The 16,737-nt window shown below is 65.9% G+C and carries 15 protein-coding genes and 1 tRNA gene; 10 read left to right on the top strand and 6 right to left on the bottom strand.

Annotated features, from left to right (window positions below):
* Positions 1 to 5 precede the first annotated feature (5 nt).
* Positions 6 to 1,334: an FtsX-like permease family protein gene (locus tag QFZ46_RS19630; RefSeq protein ID WP_307364294.1), complete on the bottom strand. Its 1,329-nt coding sequence runs from the start codon at positions 1,332 to 1,334 to the stop codon at positions 6 to 8.
* Positions 1,331 to 2,083 (bottom strand): ABC transporter ATP-binding protein, encoded by a 753-nt coding sequence (locus tag QFZ46_RS19635; RefSeq protein ID WP_307364295.1) that lies wholly within the window; start codon positions 2,081 to 2,083, stop codon positions 1,331 to 1,333. Before QFZ46_RS19635 ends, QFZ46_RS19630 begins: the two co-directional genes overlap by 4 nt.
* 123 nt (positions 2,084 to 2,206) lie before the next feature.
* Here QFZ46_RS19635 and QFZ46_RS19640 point away from each other — a divergent pair, with 123 nt between their 5' ends.
* On the top strand, positions 2,207 to 3,487 hold the full coding sequence (locus QFZ46_RS19640; RefSeq protein WP_307364296.1) for a sensor histidine kinase: 1,281 nt from the start codon (positions 2,207 to 2,209) through the stop codon (positions 3,485 to 3,487).
* Positions 3,468 to 4,130, top strand: a complete 663-nt coding sequence (locus tag QFZ46_RS19645; RefSeq protein WP_307364298.1) for a response regulator transcription factor — start codon at positions 3,468 to 3,470, stop codon at positions 4,128 to 4,130. The genes QFZ46_RS19640 and QFZ46_RS19645 overlap by 20 nt, the downstream gene beginning before the upstream one ends.
* Before the next feature lie 12 nt (positions 4,131 to 4,142).
* Here QFZ46_RS19645 and QFZ46_RS19650 read toward each other — a convergent pair whose 3' ends face one another.
* On the bottom strand, positions 4,143 to 5,063 hold the full coding sequence (locus QFZ46_RS19650) for a heme o synthase (RefSeq protein ID WP_373457686.1): 921 nt from the start codon (positions 5,061 to 5,063) through the stop codon (positions 4,143 to 4,145).
* Between the two features lie 218 nt (positions 5,064 to 5,281).
* On the opposite strand from QFZ46_RS19650, the gene tkt reads away from it, so the two are divergent.
* The 6 genes from tkt to pgl are packed head-to-tail and all read left to right on the top strand — an operon-like array spanning position 5,282 to position 13,384.
* Positions 5,282 to 7,384, top strand: a complete 2,103-nt coding sequence (gene tkt, locus QFZ46_RS19655) for a transketolase (protein ID WP_373457661.1) — start codon at positions 5,282 to 5,284, stop codon at positions 7,382 to 7,384.
* Positions 7,381 to 8,493, top strand: a complete 1,113-nt coding sequence (gene tal, locus QFZ46_RS19660; protein WP_307364302.1) for a transaldolase — start codon at positions 7,381 to 7,383, stop codon at positions 8,491 to 8,493. The genes tkt and tal overlap by 4 nt, the downstream gene beginning before the upstream one ends.
* The gene (locus QFZ46_RS19665; RefSeq protein WP_307364304.1) at positions 8,490 to 10,097 is read left to right on the top strand and encodes a glucose-6-phosphate isomerase; all 1,608 of its coding nucleotides are present in this window, start codon (positions 8,490 to 8,492) and stop codon (positions 10,095 to 10,097) included. The genes tal and QFZ46_RS19665 overlap by 4 nt, the downstream gene beginning before the upstream one ends.
* A 22-nt stretch (positions 10,098 to 10,119) precedes the next feature.
* Positions 10,120 to 11,667 (top strand): glucose-6-phosphate dehydrogenase, encoded by a 1,548-nt coding sequence (gene zwf / locus QFZ46_RS19670; RefSeq protein ID WP_307364306.1) that lies wholly within the window; start codon positions 10,120 to 10,122, stop codon positions 11,665 to 11,667.
* Complete coding sequence (locus QFZ46_RS19675) at positions 11,664 to 12,599, top strand: glucose-6-phosphate dehydrogenase assembly protein OpcA (protein ID WP_307364308.1); 936 nt, start codon at positions 11,664 to 11,666, stop codon at positions 12,597 to 12,599. The genes zwf and QFZ46_RS19675 overlap by 4 nt, the downstream gene beginning before the upstream one ends.
* 5 nt (positions 12,600 to 12,604) lie before the next feature.
* Positions 12,605 to 13,384 (top strand): 6-phosphogluconolactonase, encoded by a 780-nt coding sequence (gene pgl / locus QFZ46_RS19680; RefSeq protein WP_307364310.1) that lies wholly within the window; start codon positions 12,605 to 12,607, stop codon positions 13,382 to 13,384.
* On the opposite strand, the gene QFZ46_RS19685 is transcribed toward pgl, so the two are convergent.
* Positions 13,378 to 14,364 (bottom strand): DMT family transporter, encoded by a 987-nt coding sequence (locus QFZ46_RS19685; protein ID WP_307364700.1) that lies wholly within the window; start codon positions 14,362 to 14,364, stop codon positions 13,378 to 13,380. The genes pgl and QFZ46_RS19685 overlap by 7 nt on opposite strands.
* A 61-nt stretch (positions 14,365 to 14,425) precedes the next feature.
* Here QFZ46_RS19685 and def point away from each other — a divergent pair, with 61 nt between their 5' ends.
* Together def and QFZ46_RS19695 are read left to right on the top strand one after the other, a co-directional pair.
* Positions 14,426 to 14,992: a peptide deformylase gene (def, locus tag QFZ46_RS19690; protein WP_307364312.1), complete on the top strand. Its 567-nt coding sequence runs from the start codon at positions 14,426 to 14,428 to the stop codon at positions 14,990 to 14,992.
* Between the two features lie 119 nt (positions 14,993 to 15,111).
* A complete protein-coding gene (locus QFZ46_RS19695) occupies positions 15,112 to 15,654 on the top strand; it encodes a septum formation family protein (RefSeq protein WP_307364314.1) in 543 nt (180 codons plus the stop codon).
* 125 nt (positions 15,655 to 15,779) lie between these two features.
* On the opposite strand, the gene QFZ46_RS19700 is transcribed toward QFZ46_RS19695, so the two are convergent.
* Positions 15,780 to 15,855, bottom strand: a tRNA-Asn gene (locus QFZ46_RS19700).
* A 94-nt stretch (positions 15,856 to 15,949) separates the two neighbouring features.
* A complete protein-coding gene (locus QFZ46_RS19705; protein ID WP_307364317.1) occupies positions 15,950 to 16,726 on the bottom strand; it encodes an ATP-binding cassette domain-containing protein in 777 nt (258 codons plus the stop codon).
* Between the last annotated feature and the right edge of the window lie 11 nt (positions 16,727 to 16,737).

Below are 16,737 nucleotides of genomic sequence, written 5' to 3' on the forward strand. Positions count from 1 at the left end.
GCGCACTACTCCACGGCAAGAGTTCGCGGAATGTCGTGCCGCAGTGCCGCGCACGTCGGAGCGATGGTCGCGATCAGGAGAGCCGCGAAGCCGCCGACTGCCACGACCAGGCTGCTCTCCATCGTGATGACGGGCGCGTCGAGTCCGAGAACATCAGCGATGATCACTCCGCCGATCACCGTGGCGAGGCCGCCGAGCATGGCCGCCGTGAACGCGTAGATGAGAGCCTCCCACAGGGAAGCGAGCAGGATCATCGCTCGCGTGGCGCCCGCAGCCTGGAGCAGCGCGAACTCGCGCTCGCGGGCCTGTCCGGACATGAAGACTGTTGCCGCGGCGGCGACCGCGGCCAGCAGCAGCGGGCCACCGAGGAGGATCACGACGCCCTCGGGAGCGAGAGTGCCGCTGCTGCGATGCTGTGCGGCATCGATGCTCCGCGCCAGCGTATAAAGCCCTCCAGTGAGCGCGATTGCGACCATGAGCGGCCCGATCGCAGCACTGCTCCGACTCAGCCGGAATCTGGCGGAGTGCCTGGCGAAGAACCACGACGCCGAGACATTGCGCGGTACCAATGCCGTCCAAGCCCGAAGAACGACCGGATACAGCAACGGCCCTGCGGCCGCGAAGACGACAGCGATCAACGGAGTGAGGAACAGTCCTGTACCCGAGGTCGCGGCGAGGGAGGCATCCCGGCGGAGATTCATGATCACAGACAGCAGACCGAACAGCGCCGCTGCAAGCAGCAGGTAGCGGAACCACTCGACCCGCGCACGAGGCATCTCCGGTTCTCTGAGCACCTCGACGGGTGGAACTCTGCTCGCGCGCCGCGCTCCGCGCAGCCCACCGAGCAGCACCACGCCGAGAACGGACAGCAGCACCCAGATCGCGCTCATCCCACCCAGATGCAGGCTGATTCCCTGCATCCCATCCCAGGTGCGGAACACGTACCCGAAAAGCACCGGGAAAGCAGGCAGCGCGATGAGAAGACCGGCTCCCGCACCGACCAGAGCGACGATGCCGAGCTGAACGTAGACGACGAGGCCGACAAGAGCGGGTCGGATGCCGACGACCTGCCAGAGGGCGTACCCACGCTGCTGCAAGGACACGGTGAGGTTCGCCGCACCGCTCAGCACGATGAGCGCGGTCGCTGTGGTGAAGATGATGACCGCCCCGCTCGTGCTGGACAATCCCTCCTGCACCTTTCCGCCGTGGACCGCTCCCGTCTCGATGAGACCGGCGGCGATGGCGGCCACGAACCCGGTGGCGACCACGACGGCGGTCATCCCCGTCCACACCCTCGACTGCGCGAGCAGGTCCCCGAAGACGAGGCGGATCACGCGCTCAGCCTCGCGCGAGTGATCTCCTCGAGCAGTTGATCCGGTGTCGGTCGACGCAGTTCGTTGTGGATCACGCCATCGCGCAGCACGAGCACCCGGTCGGCAAGAGCAGCTGCCTCCAGGTCGTGAGTCACCACGATCACCGCCTGTCCCCCGTTGGCCGCCTCCCGGAGAAGGCTCAACACCTCGGATCCACTGGCCGTGTCCAGCGACCCGGTGGGTTCGTCTGCGAAGACGATGTCGGGGCGCGTCGCGAGCACTCGCGCGATCGCGACGCGCTGCTGCTGGCCGCCTGAGAGTTTTCCGGGCTTGTGATGTGCTCGATCGGATAGCCCGACAGCCGCCAGGGCTGCGTCGATATCGTGCCGCGAGGCCCCTCGGCGGGCGAGCCTGGCCGGGAGCGCGACGTTCTCCCGCGCGCTCAGGGAAGGTATCAGGTTGAAGGACTGGAAGACGAAGCCGATGCGGTCTCGGCGAAGCGCGGCGAGGGCGCCCCGACGCAGCGAGCCCAGGTCCTGTCCTGCCAAGGAGACAGAACCGGACTCGAACGGCTCCAGCCCCGACAAGCAGTAGAGCAGGGTGGACTTCCCCGACCCGCTGGGACCGACGACGCTCACCATCTCCCCGGCATGCACGTCGAGCGAAATGCCTCCGAGAACCGGCACGGGAGGCTGTCCGCGCCCACCAGGGAAAGTTTTTCGGACGTCGACGGCGCTGATGAGCGGTTCAAGGGCGACTGGTTCGATCATGATCTCATCTCAGTCCGAAACCTGCGGATGCACGATCCGGCAGGGTCGAGAACGAGGGTAGAGCTGGCTCTACTCTTCGCCACCGCGGCGCCGGATGGAACATCTGATCCGTAGGGTGGTGTCATGGATCCGAGTAACGCGGGCCAAGCGCTGGCACGCTCACCGTGGCGGTTCCTCACCAGTCGCTGGCCATGGCTGGCGCTGCTGTATCTCCTGCTCAGCGCGGTGATCGGCCTCGTCATGCTTCCTCTGGCCGTGCTCACCCTCCTCTTCGTCCCCTTGTGGGGCATCCTCATCGGGGCTGTGGAGCGCCGGCGCACGCGTCTGCTCGGCTTTCCGCCGCAGCGATCGGGACATGTCCGTGTGATCCGGGAGGAACGGCACAACTGGCTGGGCGTTCGCCTCACCGAGGCCGCCACATGGCGAGAGACCGGAGCGCTGCTCAGCGACGTGGTGCTGGGCCTGCTCTCCTTCGTTCTGCTGCTCTTCGAAGCCCTCAGCCTGTTCTTGCTCCTCTCGCTCGGCTTCATCGGCTCCCAGCGTCGCGCCGATGTGAATCTCTTCGGCGACGTCCACCTCGTGGTCGATCAGAGCACCTGGTGGTCGGTGATTCCGGTCGGAATCGTGTTGCTCCCGCTGTTCGGGTATCTGAATGCGCTGCTCGCCACCGGGCACGCCTTGATGCTGCGCGCACTCTGCGGGCCGCGCGAAGAGGAGCTCAGTCGGAACGTCGAGCGGCTCACCCGTTCGCGCGCCGCCCTCGTGCAGGCCTTCGAGGACGAACGCCGCCGCATCGAACGAGACCTTCACGATGGCGTGCAACAAGAGCTGGTCACGCTCGCCGCGCGGCTCGGGATGGTGAGCTTGGAGTTGGATGAACTCGCCGACCGCAACGCCGAAACCACAGCCGCCCGCCACGCCCTCGAGGCTGCGCAGGATCAGGCAGAACACGCGATGGCAACACTGCGGCGAACCGTTCGCGGCATCCATCCCGCCGTACTCACCGACCACGGGCTCCGCGCGGCTTTGGACGAGTTGGCCGATCGTACCCCCGTTCCGCTCGAGCTCGACATCACCTCTCTCTCGCGAGTTGCTCCCGCGATAGAAACCGCCGCGTACTACCTCGTCACCGAGGCGATCACCAATGCGGCCAAGCACACGGCCGCGTCCCGCGTTCACGTGCGGGCACAGGTCGCCTCGAGCACGGTCGATGTCACCGTCACCGACAACGGGCACGGCGGTGCCCGCGAAGAGGCCGGGACGGGTCTTCGCGGACTGCGCGAGCGCGTCGAGACGCTCGGGGGCAGCTTCGACCTCGTCAGTCCCGCCGGTGGGCCCACCCAGCTGCACATGTCCGTGCCTCTGAAGGGGGAAGGTCGACACGATGCGCATACTGCTCGCTGAGGATTCCACGCTGCTTCGCGAGGCACTCGTCGCGCTCCTGGAACGACTCGGTCACCAGGTCATCGCGGCGGCGACCACCGCGCCGCAGCTGTTGCAGGAGTTCATCCGCCTGCACGGGGAGAGCATGCACCCAGACCTCGTCCTCACCGACGTGCGGATGCCGCCGGACAACAGCGACGACGGTCTGAGGACCGCTCTGCGAATTCGGGAGCTGTCGCCTGCCCAGCCCGTGATGGTCCTGTCGCAGTACATCGCCGACACCTATGCCCGCGAGCTTCTCACTCTCCCGCAGGGTGCGATCGGCTATCTCTTGAAGGACCGGATCAATCGGGTGCGCGACTTCGCGCAAGCGCTGGACGTCGTCGCATCCGGTGGCACCGTCATCGACTCTGACGTCGTGCAGCATCTCCTGCGTGTACGGCCGCAAGGACCGCTCTCGACGCTCACGGGACGAGAGCGAGAAGTTCTCGCTCTCATGGCCGACGGCCGCTCCAACACGGAGATCGCTGCCGCGCTGGTGCTGACCGATGCCGCCATCAGCAAGCACATCGGCAACATCTTCCTCAAGCTCGGCCTGAGTCCCGTCGATGAGAACAGGCGGGTCAGAGCCGTGCTGGTCTACCTTCAGGCCGAACCGCGCTGATATGCACTGACCTCAGAACGGCAGCAGCGGGTCGACAGCCACGGCGACGAATATCAACGTCAAGTAGGTGATGGAGGCGTGGAACACCCGCATCGGACGCGGGTTCGTTCCACGCACCGCCTGCGAATACAGCCGGTGCGACTCGTAGACGAACCAGCCACCGAACACCACGGCGGACACGGAGTACACGAGGCCCATGTCGGCGACCGGAATCAGCAGCAGCGAGCACGCGAGGGTGGCCCAGGCGTACAGAATGACCTGGAGCCCGACCTGTGACGCGTTGCGCGTGACGCCGAGCATCGGAACGTCGGCGCCTTCGTAATCATCCCGGTACTTCATCGACAGCGGCCAGTAGTGCGCAGGCGTCCACAGGAACACCAGCGCGAACAGCACGATGGCGGGCCATGCGACGTCACCGGTGACGGCCGACCAGCCGATCACCACCGGGAAGCAGCCTGCGATCCCGCCCCAGATGATGTTCTGCTCGGTACGACGCTTGAGGATCATCGTGTAGATGACGACGTAGAAGAAGATCGCGGCGACTGACAGCGTCGCCGTCAGCCAGTTCGTCGTGGCGAGCAACCAGACAGTGGATGCGATCGCGAGGGTCCAGGAGAAGATCAGCGCTGCTCGCGGCGATATCTCACCCGTCACGAGCGGACGCTTCTCGGTGCGATGCATCTGCGCATCCATGTCCCGGTCGAGATACATGTTGAACGATGCCGCAGATCCGGCGCTCATCGAGCCGCCGAACACGGTCGCCAGTACGAGCCAGAGGTTCGGCATCCCGCCCTCGGCGAGGAACATGACCGGCACGGTGGAGACGAGCAGAAGCTCGAGAACACGGGGCTTCGTCAGCGAGACATACGCCTTGATCGTCTGGCCGATCGGCCGTTTCACCGCCGTCGCCTCGGACATAGTCGAGATATCGATCGCCTCCCAGCGCACACTCCGCCAACCCTCTCATTCTAGGCCACGGGTATTCGCGCGGATGACGTCACGGCGTCCGTTTCCTCACATATCACGCGACGTAATGTGAATGAACCAAGCCCGCTATGCTGAAATCACTCGCGCGCCCGGCGCTGTGCTCCTGTCCGTGACGATGCGGAGGCGCAGGGAATTCGGGCGCCCTCGTAACCGTTGGAAAGGGCATGACCTTGTCGGAATTGCAGTGGGAAGAGATTGACCGGCGCGCGGTGGACACCGCACGGATTCTGGCGGCGGATGCCGTCGAGAAGGTCGGCAACGGTCACCCTGGCACGGCGATGAGCCTCGCGCCTCTCGCCTACCTCCTCTACCAGCGCGTTCTGCGCCACGACCCGACCGACACCGATTGGCTGGGCCGCGACCGCTTCATCCTCTCCGCGGGCCACTCCTCGCTGACGCAGTACGTCCAGCTCTACCTGGGCGGCTTCGGACTCGAACTCGATGACCTCAAGTCGCTGCGCACGTGGGGATCGAAGACGCCTGGTCACCCCGAGTACGGGCACACCAAGGGCGTGGAGATCACGACCGGTCCTCTCGGCCAGGGCCTCGCATCCGCCGTCGGGTTCGCCTATGCATCCCGCTACGAGCGTGGACTGTTCGACCCTGAGGCCGCTGCGGGTACGAGCCCGTTCGATCACTTCGTGTACGTGATCGCCGGCGACGGCGACCTGCAGGAGGGCATCACCAGCGAGGCGGGCTCGCTCGCCGGTCACCAGCAGCTCGGCAACCTCATCACCTTCTACGACTCCAACCAGATCTCGATCGAGGACGACACGAATGTCGCCTTCACCGAAGACGTCGCCGCACGCTACGAGGCCTACGGCTGGCATGTGCAGACGATCGACTGGAAGAAGAGCGGCGAGTACGTCGAAGACGTCGCCGAGCTGTTCGCGGCCGTCGAGGCGGCGAAGGGCGAGACCGACAAGCCGTCGCTCATCATCCTGAAGACGATCATCGGCTGGCCGTCGCCCGGCAAGCAGAACAGCGGCAAGATCCATGGTTCAGCGCTCGGCGCCGACGAGCTCGCCGCGACCAAGAAGGTCCTCGGGTTCGACCCGGAGGAGACCTTCGTCGTCGCAGACGACGTGATCGCGCACACCCGCGCTCTCGCCGACCGCGCCGCCGAGGTCCGCGCCGCCTGGCAGAAGTCGTTCGACGCCTGGGCCGACGCGAACCCCGAGCGCAAGACGTTGCTCGACCGGCTCGAGGCGAAAGACCTTCCCGCCGATATCGCCTCCGCCCTGCCTGTCTTCGAAGCAGGCAAGGAAGTCTCCACGCGCGCAGCCTCCGGCCAGGTCATCAACGCCCTCGCTGCCGAGCTGCCGGAGCTGTGGGGCGGTTCCGCCGATCTCGCGGAATCGAACCTCACCACCATCAAGGGCGCGAAATCGTTCATCCCGTCCGAGTGGTCCACCCATGAATGGTCCGGCTCGCCCTACGGGCGAGTGCTGCACTTCGGCATCCGCGAGCACGCCATGGGCGCGATCATCAACGGCATCGTGCTGCACGGCCCGACGCGCGCCTTCGGCGGAACCTTCCTCATCTTCAGCGACTACATGCGTCCGTCGGTCCGCCTCGCCGCGCTGATGAACATCCCCAGCATCTTCGTCTGGACGCACGACTCCGTCGCGCTCGGCGAAGACGGTCCGACCCACCAGCCAATCGAGCAGCTCGCGACACTGCGCGCCATCCCGAACTTCACCGTGGTGCGGCCGGCAGACGCGAACGAGACCTCGGTCGTCTGGCTCGAGCTTCTTCGCCGCCACGCGGGCCCCGCTGGTATCGCGCTGACGCGCCAGAACATCCCGGTGTTCGCACGCGGAGCAGGCGCGGCATCCGGCGACACCTTCGCGTCAGCCGACAACGCGACCAAGGGCGCCTACGTGCTCGCCGAGGCGCCGAACGGCACGCCGGACGTCATCCTCATCGCCACCGGCTCCGAAGTCCAGCTCGCGGTCGCCGCTCGCGAGACACTGGCAGCCGACGGCATCAACGCCCGTGTCGTGTCCGCTCCGTCGCTGGAGTGGTTCGACGAACAGGATGCCGCATACCGCGAGTCGGTCCTGCCGGCAGCGGTTGCCGCACGTGTCTCCGTGGAGGCAGGTTCTGACCTCACCTGGCGCGGCATCGTCGGCGACAACGGCCGCTCCGTCGCTATCGATCACTTCGGCGCATCCGCCGACTACAAGACGCTGTTCCAGGAATTCGGCATCACCACCGAGGCCGTCGTCGAGGCGGCACGCGCAACTGTCAAGGAGAACGCATGAGCACCCCCACCGCAGACCTCGCAGCCGCAGGCGTCAGCATCTGGCTGGATGACCTCTCCCGCACCCGCATCAATTCCGGCAACCTCGCCGAGCTGATCGAGTCCCGCAACGTCGTGGGCGTCACCACGAACCCGACCATCTTCGCCGGGGCGATCACCAACCCCGACGACACGTCGTACGACGCGCAGGTCACCGAACTGGCCGCTTCCGGTGCGACCGCCGAGGAGGCCGTCTTCGCGGCCACCACTCAGGACGTCGGCGCCGCACTCGACGTGTTCCGTCCCGTCTGGGAGCAGTCCGGACACGTCGACGGCCGTGTCTCGATCGAGGTCTCCCCCGACCTCGCGCACGACACCGAGGGAACCGTCGCTCAGGCCAAGCAGCTGTGGGCGAAGATCGACCGCCCGAACCTGCTCGTGAAGATCCCGGCGACCAAGGCCGGTCTTCCCGCGATCACTGAAGCGATCGCGAACGGGATCAGCGTCAACGTCACTCTGATCTTCAGCCTCGAGCGCTACGCAGACGTCATCGATGCTTACCTCACCGGGCTCGAGCGCGCACACAGCGGCGACTTCGATCTGGCGAGCATCCATTCCGTGGCGTCCTTCTTCGTGTCGCGCGTCGACAGCGAGACCGACAAGCGCCTCGAAGCCATCGGCACAGATGAGGCACTCGCGCTCAAGAGCAAAGCCGGTCTGGCCAACGCACGCCTCGCGTACGAACTGTTCGAGAAGAAGTTCGCCGAGAAGCGTGCGCAGGATCTCATCGCTCTGGGCGCCAACCCGCAGCGTCCGCTGTGGGCCTCAACCGGTGTCAAGGACCCGGCGCTGCCCGACACCCTGTACGTGACCGAGCTCGTCGCGCAGGGCGTCGTCAACACGATGCCGGAGAAGACCCTCCAGGCCACCTTCGATCATGGCGTCATCACCGGCGACACGATCACCGGTGGCTACGACGAGGCCCGTGAGGTCTTCGCCGGACTCGAGAAGGTCGGCGTCGACTTCGCCGATGTCACTCAGGTGCTCGAAGATGAGGGCGTCGCGAAGTTCATCGACTCCTGGCATGACCTGCTCACCCAGGTGGCCGAGGGGCTCGAGGCTCAGCGATGACGTTCTCGATCCACGCCTCGGGCGCGGCGAAGTCCGCGATCGACGAGGTCGTTCCCCGGCTGGTCGGCGATTTGATCGCCTCCCGCATCACCGGGTTCGACTCGACCCTGTGGGGCGAAGCTGCCGAAGAAGAGGCGGCCAAGCGTCTCGGATGGGTCGAGGCCGTCTCGGTGTCACGTCCCCTGGTTCCGGAGATCGTCGCGCTCCGCGATGAGCTGCACGCCAAAGGTGTGAACCGCGTGGTCCTCGCCGGCATGGGCGGATCATCGCTCGCGCCCGAGGTCATCACGCAGACCGCCGGTGTGGCACTCACGATCCTCGATTCGACGGCGCCAGGACAGGTGCTCGCCGCATTGGACGAGGGCCTCGAGCAGACCGTCCTGGTCGTCTCATCGAAGTCGGGCTCCACCGTCGAGACCGATTCTCAGCGCCGCACTTTCGAAGCGGCGTTCCGCGACCTGGGCATCGATCCCGTTGAACGCATCGTCGTCGTCACCGACCCGGGCTCGCCTCTGGACGCCTCTGCGCGCGAAGCGGGCTATCGCGTGTTCAACGCCGACCCGAACGTCGGCGGTCGCTACTCCGCCCTCACCGCTTTCGGCCTTGTCCCGTCCGGCCTCGCCGGCGCCGACATCTCCGAGCTGCTCGACGAGGCTGAGGCCACGCTGCTGCAGGTCGCCGTCGACGCAGCCGACAATCCGGCGCTGCGCCTCGGCGCAGCCATCGCCGGCACGAATCCACGTCGCGACAAGCTGGGTCTGATCACCGACGGCACGCATATCAACGGACTGCCGGATTGGATCGAGCAGCTCATCGCCGAGTCCACCGGCAAGGACGGCACCGGCATCCTGCCCGTCGTCCTGCTCCCCGTTTCGCCGGAGCTGGATGATGTCCCCGCCGACCTGCAGATCGTGCGGCTCGTCGACGATGCGAACGAGTTCCACCTGCGTGAGCGTCATCAGGGCGAGATCCTCGTGAGCGGATCGCTCGGTGCGAACCTGATCGTCTGGGAGTACGCCACCGCGATCGCCGGCTACCTGCTCGGAATCGATCCGTTCAACCAGCCGGACGTCGAGTCGGCCAAGGTCGCGACCCGCGGGCTGCTGGATGCGCGTCCGGAGCCGACGGCCCCCGCGTTCGTCGAGAGCGGTATCGAGGTCCGCGTGTCGGATCCGGCTCTTGCCGCCTCCGGCAACATCGAGGCTGTGCTGGACGCACTCTGGGCACAGCTGCCGGAAGACGGGTACGTGTCGATCCAGGCCTACGTCAACCGTCTCGAGCTGCCGCAGCTGCAGGGCCTGCGCGAACTGGTCGCGGCCGATTCCGGTCGTCCGACCACGTTCGGCTGGGGACCGCGGTTCCTGCATTCGACCGGTCAGTACCACAAGGGTGGTCCGGCCCAGGGCGTGTTCCTGCAGATCCTGGAACGCACCGACGTCGATCTGGAGATCCCCGAGCGTCCGTTCACATTCGGTCAGCTCATCCAGGCGCAGGCTGCCGGCGATGCCGGCGTGCTCGCCGAGCATGGTCGCCCTGTCGTCTCACTGACGATCACAGAAGACTCGGCTGACGTCCTCGCCCTGTTCGAAGCCGCCCAGAAGTAGTCCGTAGGAGAATCCCCCGCCGATGTCCGTTCCCGTATCACGCGGCCACAATCCGCTGCGCGACCCAGACGACCGTCGCCTCAATCGCATCGCAGGTCCCAGCGCGCTGGTGATCTTCGGTGTGACCGGTGACCTGTCGCGCAAGAAGCTCATGCCAGCGGTGTACGACCTGGCGAACCGCGGACTGCTGCCGCCCGGGTTCGCCCTCGTCGGCTTCGCCCGCCGCGACTGGGAAGACCAGGACTTCGCCCAAGTGGTCTACGACGCGGTGAAGCAGCACGCGCGCACCGAGTTCCGCGAGGAGACCTGGCAACAGTTGTTGCAGGGCATCCGGTTCGTCTCGGGCGAATTCGACAATCCTGAGTCCTTCGTGAAACTGCGCGATACCGTCGAGAAGCTCGACATCGAACGCGGCACGATGGGAAATCACGCGTACTACCTGTCGATTCCTCCGAAGTCCTTCCCCATCGTCACGAAGCAGCTGAAGGACTCCGGACTCGTCGGCGACGACCACGGAGACGAGCGTTGGCGCCGCGTGGTGATCGAGAAGCCGTTCGGCCACGACCTCGATTCGGCTCGCGACCTGAACGAGGCACTCGAGGTCGCGTTCCCCGCCGATGCGATCTTCCGCATCGACCACTACCTCGGCAAGGAGACGGTGCAGAACATCCTCGCGCTCCGTTTCGCGAACGAGCTGTACGAGCCGATCTGGAACCGCAACTACGTCGACCATGTGCAGATCACGATGGCGGAAGACATCGGAGTGGGTGGTCGCGCCGGGTATTACGACGGCGTCGGCGCTGCGCGTGACGTCATCCAGAATCACCTGCTGCAGCTTCTCGCACTCACTGCGATGGAGGAGCCGATCAGCCTGAGCGCTGAGCACCTGCGCGCAGAGAAGGAGAAGGTGCTCGCAGCGGTCACTCTTCCCGACGACCTCTCCCTCGCCACCGCACGCGGCCAGTACGCCGGCGGTTGGCAGGGCGGCGAACAGGTCACCGGCTTCCTCGACGAAGACGGGATGAATCCGGAGTCGACCACGGAGACGTATGCCGCGATCAAGCTCGACATCAATACGCGGCGTTGGGCGGATGTTCCGTTCTACCTGCGCACCGGCAAACGGCTCGGTCGGCGTGTCACGGAGATCGCCGTGGTCTTCAAGCGCGCACCGCAGCATCTCTTCGGGCGGACGAACACGGCTGAGCTCGGTCAGAACGCTCTCGTCATCCGCGTGCAGCCCGACGAAGGCGTCACGATCCGGTTCGGATCCAAGATTCCCGGCGCGGGCAGCAACGTCCGCGACGTGACGATGGACTTCGGATACGGTCACGCCTTCACCGAGGCCAGCCCTGAAGCATACGAGCGGCTCATCCTGGACGTGCTCCTCGGAGACCCGCCCCTGTTCCCGCGCCATGAAGAAGTCGAGCTGTCCTGGAAGATCCTCGACCCCATCGAGGAGTACTGGGCATCGCAGAAGACGCCGGTGGAGCAGTACGCCCCCGGCTCCTGGGGTCCGGCATCCGCTGATGCCCTCCTTGCCCGCGACGGACGAGTCTGGAGACGACCGTGATCATCGAACTTCCCGACACGACCGTGAGCCAGGTCGCCAAGCATCTCGTCAAGATGCGCGAAGAGGGCGGCGCGGTCGCACTCGGCCGTGTGTTGACGCTGGTCATCTCCGCGCGAGAGAGCGTGGTGGAGGAAGCCATCGAGGCGGCGAACGACGCCTCGCGTGAGCATCCGATGCGCGTGATCGTTCTCACAGAACGCGACGGCGACGCACGTCTTGACGCGCAGATCCGCGTCGGCGGTGACGCCGGAGCGAGCGAGGTCGTCGTGCTCCGCGCGCAGGGAGACGCTGCCAGCAACGAGGAGAGCCTCCTCACCGGCCTTCTGCTGCCAGACGCTCCCGTGGTCGCGTGGTGGCCGGATGACGCTCCGGAGGAGCCTTCTGCCACCCCGCTCGGGCGCATCGCCCAACGCCGCATCACCGACGCCGCCACCGCCAAGGACGTCCGTGCGCAGATCGAGTCCCTCGGGCGCTCCCATGCTCCCGGCGACACCGACCTTGCATGGACCCGTCTCACCCACTGGCGCGAACAGCTCGCGGCAGTGCTCGACCAGCCGCCGTTCGAAGATGTGACGGCCGCCGAGGTTCGCGGTGCGGCTTCCTCGCCATCCACTGCGCTGCTCGCGGCCTGGCTGCAGCTCGCCCTCGACGTTCCGGTCCGATGGGCGTACGAGAAGCGCGAAGAATGGGACCACGGCATCAAGTCGGTCCGTCTCAGTCGTGCGAGCGGCGACATCCTGCTGGAGCGCCCCGTCCCCGGCGACGCCGTGCTCACACAGCCCGGCCAGCCGCACCACGACCTGCATCTGCCTCGTCGCACGCTTCGGGAGTGCCTGGCAGAGGAGTTGCGCCGCCTGGATCCCGATGTCCTGTACGGTCGAGTCATCACCGAGGGCTGGGAGAAGCTGGGTCCGCCCGAGACCGGAGAGTGAGCGACATGCAGGCATCATCCGCCGAGAAGCTGGTCGTCGTCGAGACGTCGCCCGCAGAGGTTTCCGAGCGGGTCGCGGACCGGTTCCTCATGCGCGTGAAGGCGCGCACGAAGAGCGGCCGGATCGCGCATGTCGCCCTCACCGGAGGATCGATGGGCAGCGCGGTTCTCCGTGCGGTCGCCGCGCATTCGAAGGTTAGCCGGATCGATTGGTCCCTTGTGCACTTCTGGTGGGGCGATGAGCGCTTCGTGGCCCGTGACGATCAGGACCGCAATGCCCTGCAGTCGCGCCAAGCGCTGCTGGATCACATCCAGGTGCCCTCGGAGAACATCCATGAGATCGCTGCCTCCGACAGCGGTCTCACGCTCGACGAAGCCGCCGAGGCGTACGCCGCGGAACTCGCGAAGTTCAGCGATGAGGAGCACGCCTGGCCGTCGTTCGCGGTCTGCTTCCTCGGCGTCGGTCCCGACGGACACATCGCGTCGCTGTTCCCCGATCGCTCCGAGGTCACCGAGACGGATGCTGCAGTACTGCCCGTTCGCGACTCCCCGAAGCCGCCGCCTGAGCGCGTCACGCTGACGCGACCGGTGATCAACTCTTCCAAACGCGTCTGGCTGGTCCTCACCGGCGCTGACAAGGCCTCAGCGCTCGGTCTCGCGCTGGCTGGTGCCAGCTACACCAATGTGCCCGCAGCGGGCGCCAAGGGGCGCAAGCGCACGATCTTCTTCGTGGATCAGGCGGCGGCGTCAGAGGTCTCAGAGGACCTCATCGATCAGGCCTACTGATCTTTCTCTGGTTCTGAGCCTGAGTCGTCGCTCCCCCGGACGATGCCGAGTTCCTGGCTCTCGCTGAGCACCTGCGGGTGATATCTCGCGAGTCCGACCACGCCCCAGACGGCGATCGCGCCCGCGATGCCGAAGCACACCAGCACCCACGGCGGCGCAGCGGCGGCTTCGCCGAGCACGAGCATTCCGATCAGCACCGCGATCATCGGATCGACGACTGTCAGGCCGGCGATCACCAGGTCGGGTGGGCCAGAGCTGTAGGCGGTCTGCACGAAGTAGGCTCCCACTGCTGACGCGGCGACGAGGGCGATCACGCACACCAGCGTCACCCAGTCGAACTCCCCCGCCTGCACCCTCTTGATGACGGCTTTGGCCAACGTCGCAACGAACCCGTAGAGGATGCCGGCTCCGACCACGTAGAACAGCGCCCGCATCCTGTGGCGCAGGACCAGCCAGAATCCACCGAGCACGATGATCACGACGAGCAGAATCGCGAGGATCACGAAAAGCTCACGATCGGTGATGTCCTGCTCGACGGCGAAGATCGCCGCGAAGAACACGAAGATGAAGATGCCGCCGACGCACGCCCCGATGGCGATGAGCGATCTTCTGGTGGGCGCGTGGCCGGATACCCGCGCATTGAGCAACGTGGTGATCACGAGCGCGATGGCCCCGAGCGGCTGCACCACGATCAGCGGAGCGACGGACAGCGCGGCGAGCTGACACACGATGGCGAGCCCGAGCATGAGCGTGCCGAGAATCCATGACGGGCGGGTGAGCAGTCTCTTGAGCTGCTCGACGCTCAGTCCGTTCGCACCGTCAGCTCCGCTGAGGCGCTCGACCTTCTCGACGCCGCGGTGCTGATACTGCGCTCCGAGCGACATGAACACCGCACCGGCCAATGCGAGAGGGATGCCGAGAAGCAGCCCTGGGTTCTGGAAGGCACCGACAAGCTGGTCGCCGACTTCCGCCGATGTCATCCACGCGCCCGCACTCACACTGAAACACTACCGGGCGCACGGCTCGCAGTAGGGTTGTGGCGTGGCTGTTCTACCGATTCGCATCATGGGCGACACTGTTCTGCATTCCCCCGCATCGCCCGTGGGTGAGATCACCGACGAGATCCGCACGTTGGTCGCCGACATGTTCGAGACGATGGATGCCGCCCCCGGCGTCGGTCTCGCGGCCCCTCAGGTCGGCGTACCACTCCGCATCTACACGTATTCGTACGTCGATGACGACGATCAGCCATGGCGTGGCGTGCTCATCAACCCTGTGCTGTGGATGTCTCCTCCGGAGCCGGGCTCCCCTGACCCGGACGAGGAATCCGAAGGCTGCCTGTCGTTTCCGGGCGAGCGATTCCCGCTGCGACGTGCTGACCGGGTGCTCGTCACCGCGGTCGACCTGGATGGCACGGCCGTGCGGATCGAGGTGGACGGATGGCGCGCCCGCATCATGCAGCACGAATTCGATCACCTGGACGGCATCCTCTACGTCGACAGAATCTCCGACTCCGACTGGAAGACTGTTCAGAAGATCGCCCGCAAGCGAGGCTGGGGCAAACCAGGCGTGAGTTGGATGCCGGGAATCGACGATCTCGAAGCCTGAGCCCGTACAGCTCCTGCATAACCGATTCAAAGTTGCGTCTCAGGTTCACTATGAGTACCTTTCGGTTGGGGGCGGGAACATCGGTGCCCGCCGCAGACAAGTCCTCGGAGGGGAATCACATGATGAAATTGCGCAACCGACGCGCATTGGCGCTGGCCGGAACAGCCGTCGCACTGAGTGTCGCGCTCAGCGGCTGCAGCGCGCTCAACAACCTCATCGTGGGCGGCGGCAACGACGCTCAGCGCGATGAGGAGACCGGTGAGGTCACCGAAAGCGACACCATCGACATCTTCTCGCTCAAGGTCGGCGACTGCATGCCGGCGAGCGACACCACAGGCGAGATCACGGACGCCGACGTCGTTCCCTGCTCCGAGCCGCACGCGGACGAGGTCTTCTTCGAGTTCGAGCTTGCGGAAGGCGACCTTCCGACCGATGAGGAGATCACCGCTGAGGTCGAGGCGCAGTGCGTCCCCGCGTTCAGCGAGTTCGTCGGTATCGACTACTACGACTCCGCACTCGACTTCTGGTGGCTCACCCCCACCGAGCAGACCTGGACGCAGGCGGACGACCGTCTCGTGCAGTGCGTCATCTACGAGCCCGACCCGGCGGACCCCGAGGTTTCGCTCGAGGTCACCGGCTCGCTCGCCGGCGCCGCCCGCTGACCAGCAGCTGATATGCACGAGAGGCTCTGCCCGAGAGGGCGGGGCCTCTTCTGCATGCAGTCACAACCGAGGACTTCACAAGCACCGAATGCAGAAGGCCCCGTTCAAGACGGGGCCTTCTGGTCTGGCTCCCCAAATTGGACTCGAACCAATAACCTGCCGATTAACAGTCGGCTGCTCTGCCAATTGAGCTATTGGGGATCAGGCGTCGTCGCCGAGGCAACTCCACAATCTTAGCAAACACCCAGGGGTGCTCGTGACACTGAGTGCCCCTCTCGGGCGTGTCGACAACCGCTCAACGACCGAGTGAATCCGCCTCGGCGTTGGGAACCCAGAGCAGATCCTTGCCCACCCCGCGGGCGACCACATGACCGGCACGCAGCATCAACGTCTCGGCATTGAGCTCGCGGATGAAGGCGGCGTCGTTGGTGACGAGCAGCGCCCCCATCCCCTGCTCCTTCCGGCGCCTGGTGATCGCATCGAACACGACCGGCCGTACCTCCAGATCAAGGTTGGCAAGCGGTTCATCAGCGATGAGCACTCGGGGCTCCAGAACGAAGGCTCGAGCTATCGCGACCCGCTGACGCATCCCCGCGCTGAGCTCGTACGGAAACTTCGCCGCCGTCCCGAGCGGCAGGTGCAGCTCATCGAGCAGCGTCGCGATACGGATCGAGAGCGCCTTGCTGTTGACGCGCTTCTCTCGGATGAGAATGGGCTCGGCAATCACTTCGCTCACCGTGAGCGTCGGCGGAAGATCCGCACCGGCACCCTGCGGGATGAAACCGGTGAGGTAGGTCAGTTCGCGGTGTCGACGGCCAGGCTTTCGCACGTTCACACCGCAGACCTCGGCACTGCCGCCCACGATGCGCACCGATGGGTCGGTGGAACCCGCAAGCGCTGCGACCAGCGTGGACTTGCCCGATCCGGTGGGACCGGCGACGCAGATCAGCTCGCTGGGGGGCAGGCCGAAGGTCACTCCATCGACGGCTCTGGTCGGAGCGCCGTGGCCGATCCGATCGATGACCAGGTCGGAGCAGTCGATCGCGTTCGAGGAGTGTTGCCTGCGGGACATAGGCTCCATCC

It is taken from the genome of Microbacterium murale (assembly GCF_030815955.1).
GTDB lineage: Bacteria > Actinomycetota > Actinomycetes > Actinomycetales > Microbacteriaceae > Microbacterium > Microbacterium murale_A.

What these genes read in the sequence shown, in the direction of transcription:
- QFZ46_RS19640 (WP_307364296.1), top strand. Translation starts at nt 2,207, where the DNA reads ATGGATCCGAGTAACGCGGGCCAAGCGCTGGCACGCTCACCGTGGCGG.
- QFZ46_RS19635 (WP_307364295.1), bottom strand. Translation starts at nt 2,083, where the DNA reads ATGATCGAACCAGTCGCCCTTGAACCGCTCATCAGCGCCGTCGACGTC.
- QFZ46_RS19705 (WP_307364317.1), bottom strand. Translation starts at nt 16,726, where the DNA reads ATGTCCCGCAGGCAACACTCCTCGAACGCGATCGACTGCTCCGACCTG.
- QFZ46_RS19665 (WP_307364304.1), top strand. Translation starts at nt 8,490, where the DNA reads ATGACGTTCTCGATCCACGCCTCGGGCGCGGCGAAGTCCGCGATCGAC.
- pgl (WP_307364310.1), top strand. Translation starts at nt 12,605, where the DNA reads ATGCAGGCATCATCCGCCGAGAAGCTGGTCGTCGTCGAGACGTCGCCC.
- QFZ46_RS19695 (WP_307364314.1), top strand. Translation starts at nt 15,112, where the DNA reads ATGATGAAATTGCGCAACCGACGCGCATTGGCGCTGGCCGGAACAGCC.
- QFZ46_RS19685 (WP_307364700.1), bottom strand. Translation starts at nt 14,364, where the DNA reads ATGACATCGGCGGAAGTCGGCGACCAGCTTGTCGGTGCCTTCCAGAAC.
- tkt (WP_373457661.1), top strand. Translation starts at nt 5,282, where the DNA reads ATGACCTTGTCGGAATTGCAGTGGGAAGAGATTGACCGGCGCGCGGTG.
- tal (WP_307364302.1), top strand. Translation starts at nt 7,381, where the DNA reads ATGAGCACCCCCACCGCAGACCTCGCAGCCGCAGGCGTCAGCATCTGG.
- QFZ46_RS19645 (WP_307364298.1), top strand. Translation starts at nt 3,468, where the DNA reads ATGCGCATACTGCTCGCTGAGGATTCCACGCTGCTTCGCGAGGCACTC.
- zwf (WP_307364306.1), top strand. Translation starts at nt 10,120, where the DNA reads ATGTCCGTTCCCGTATCACGCGGCCACAATCCGCTGCGCGACCCAGAC.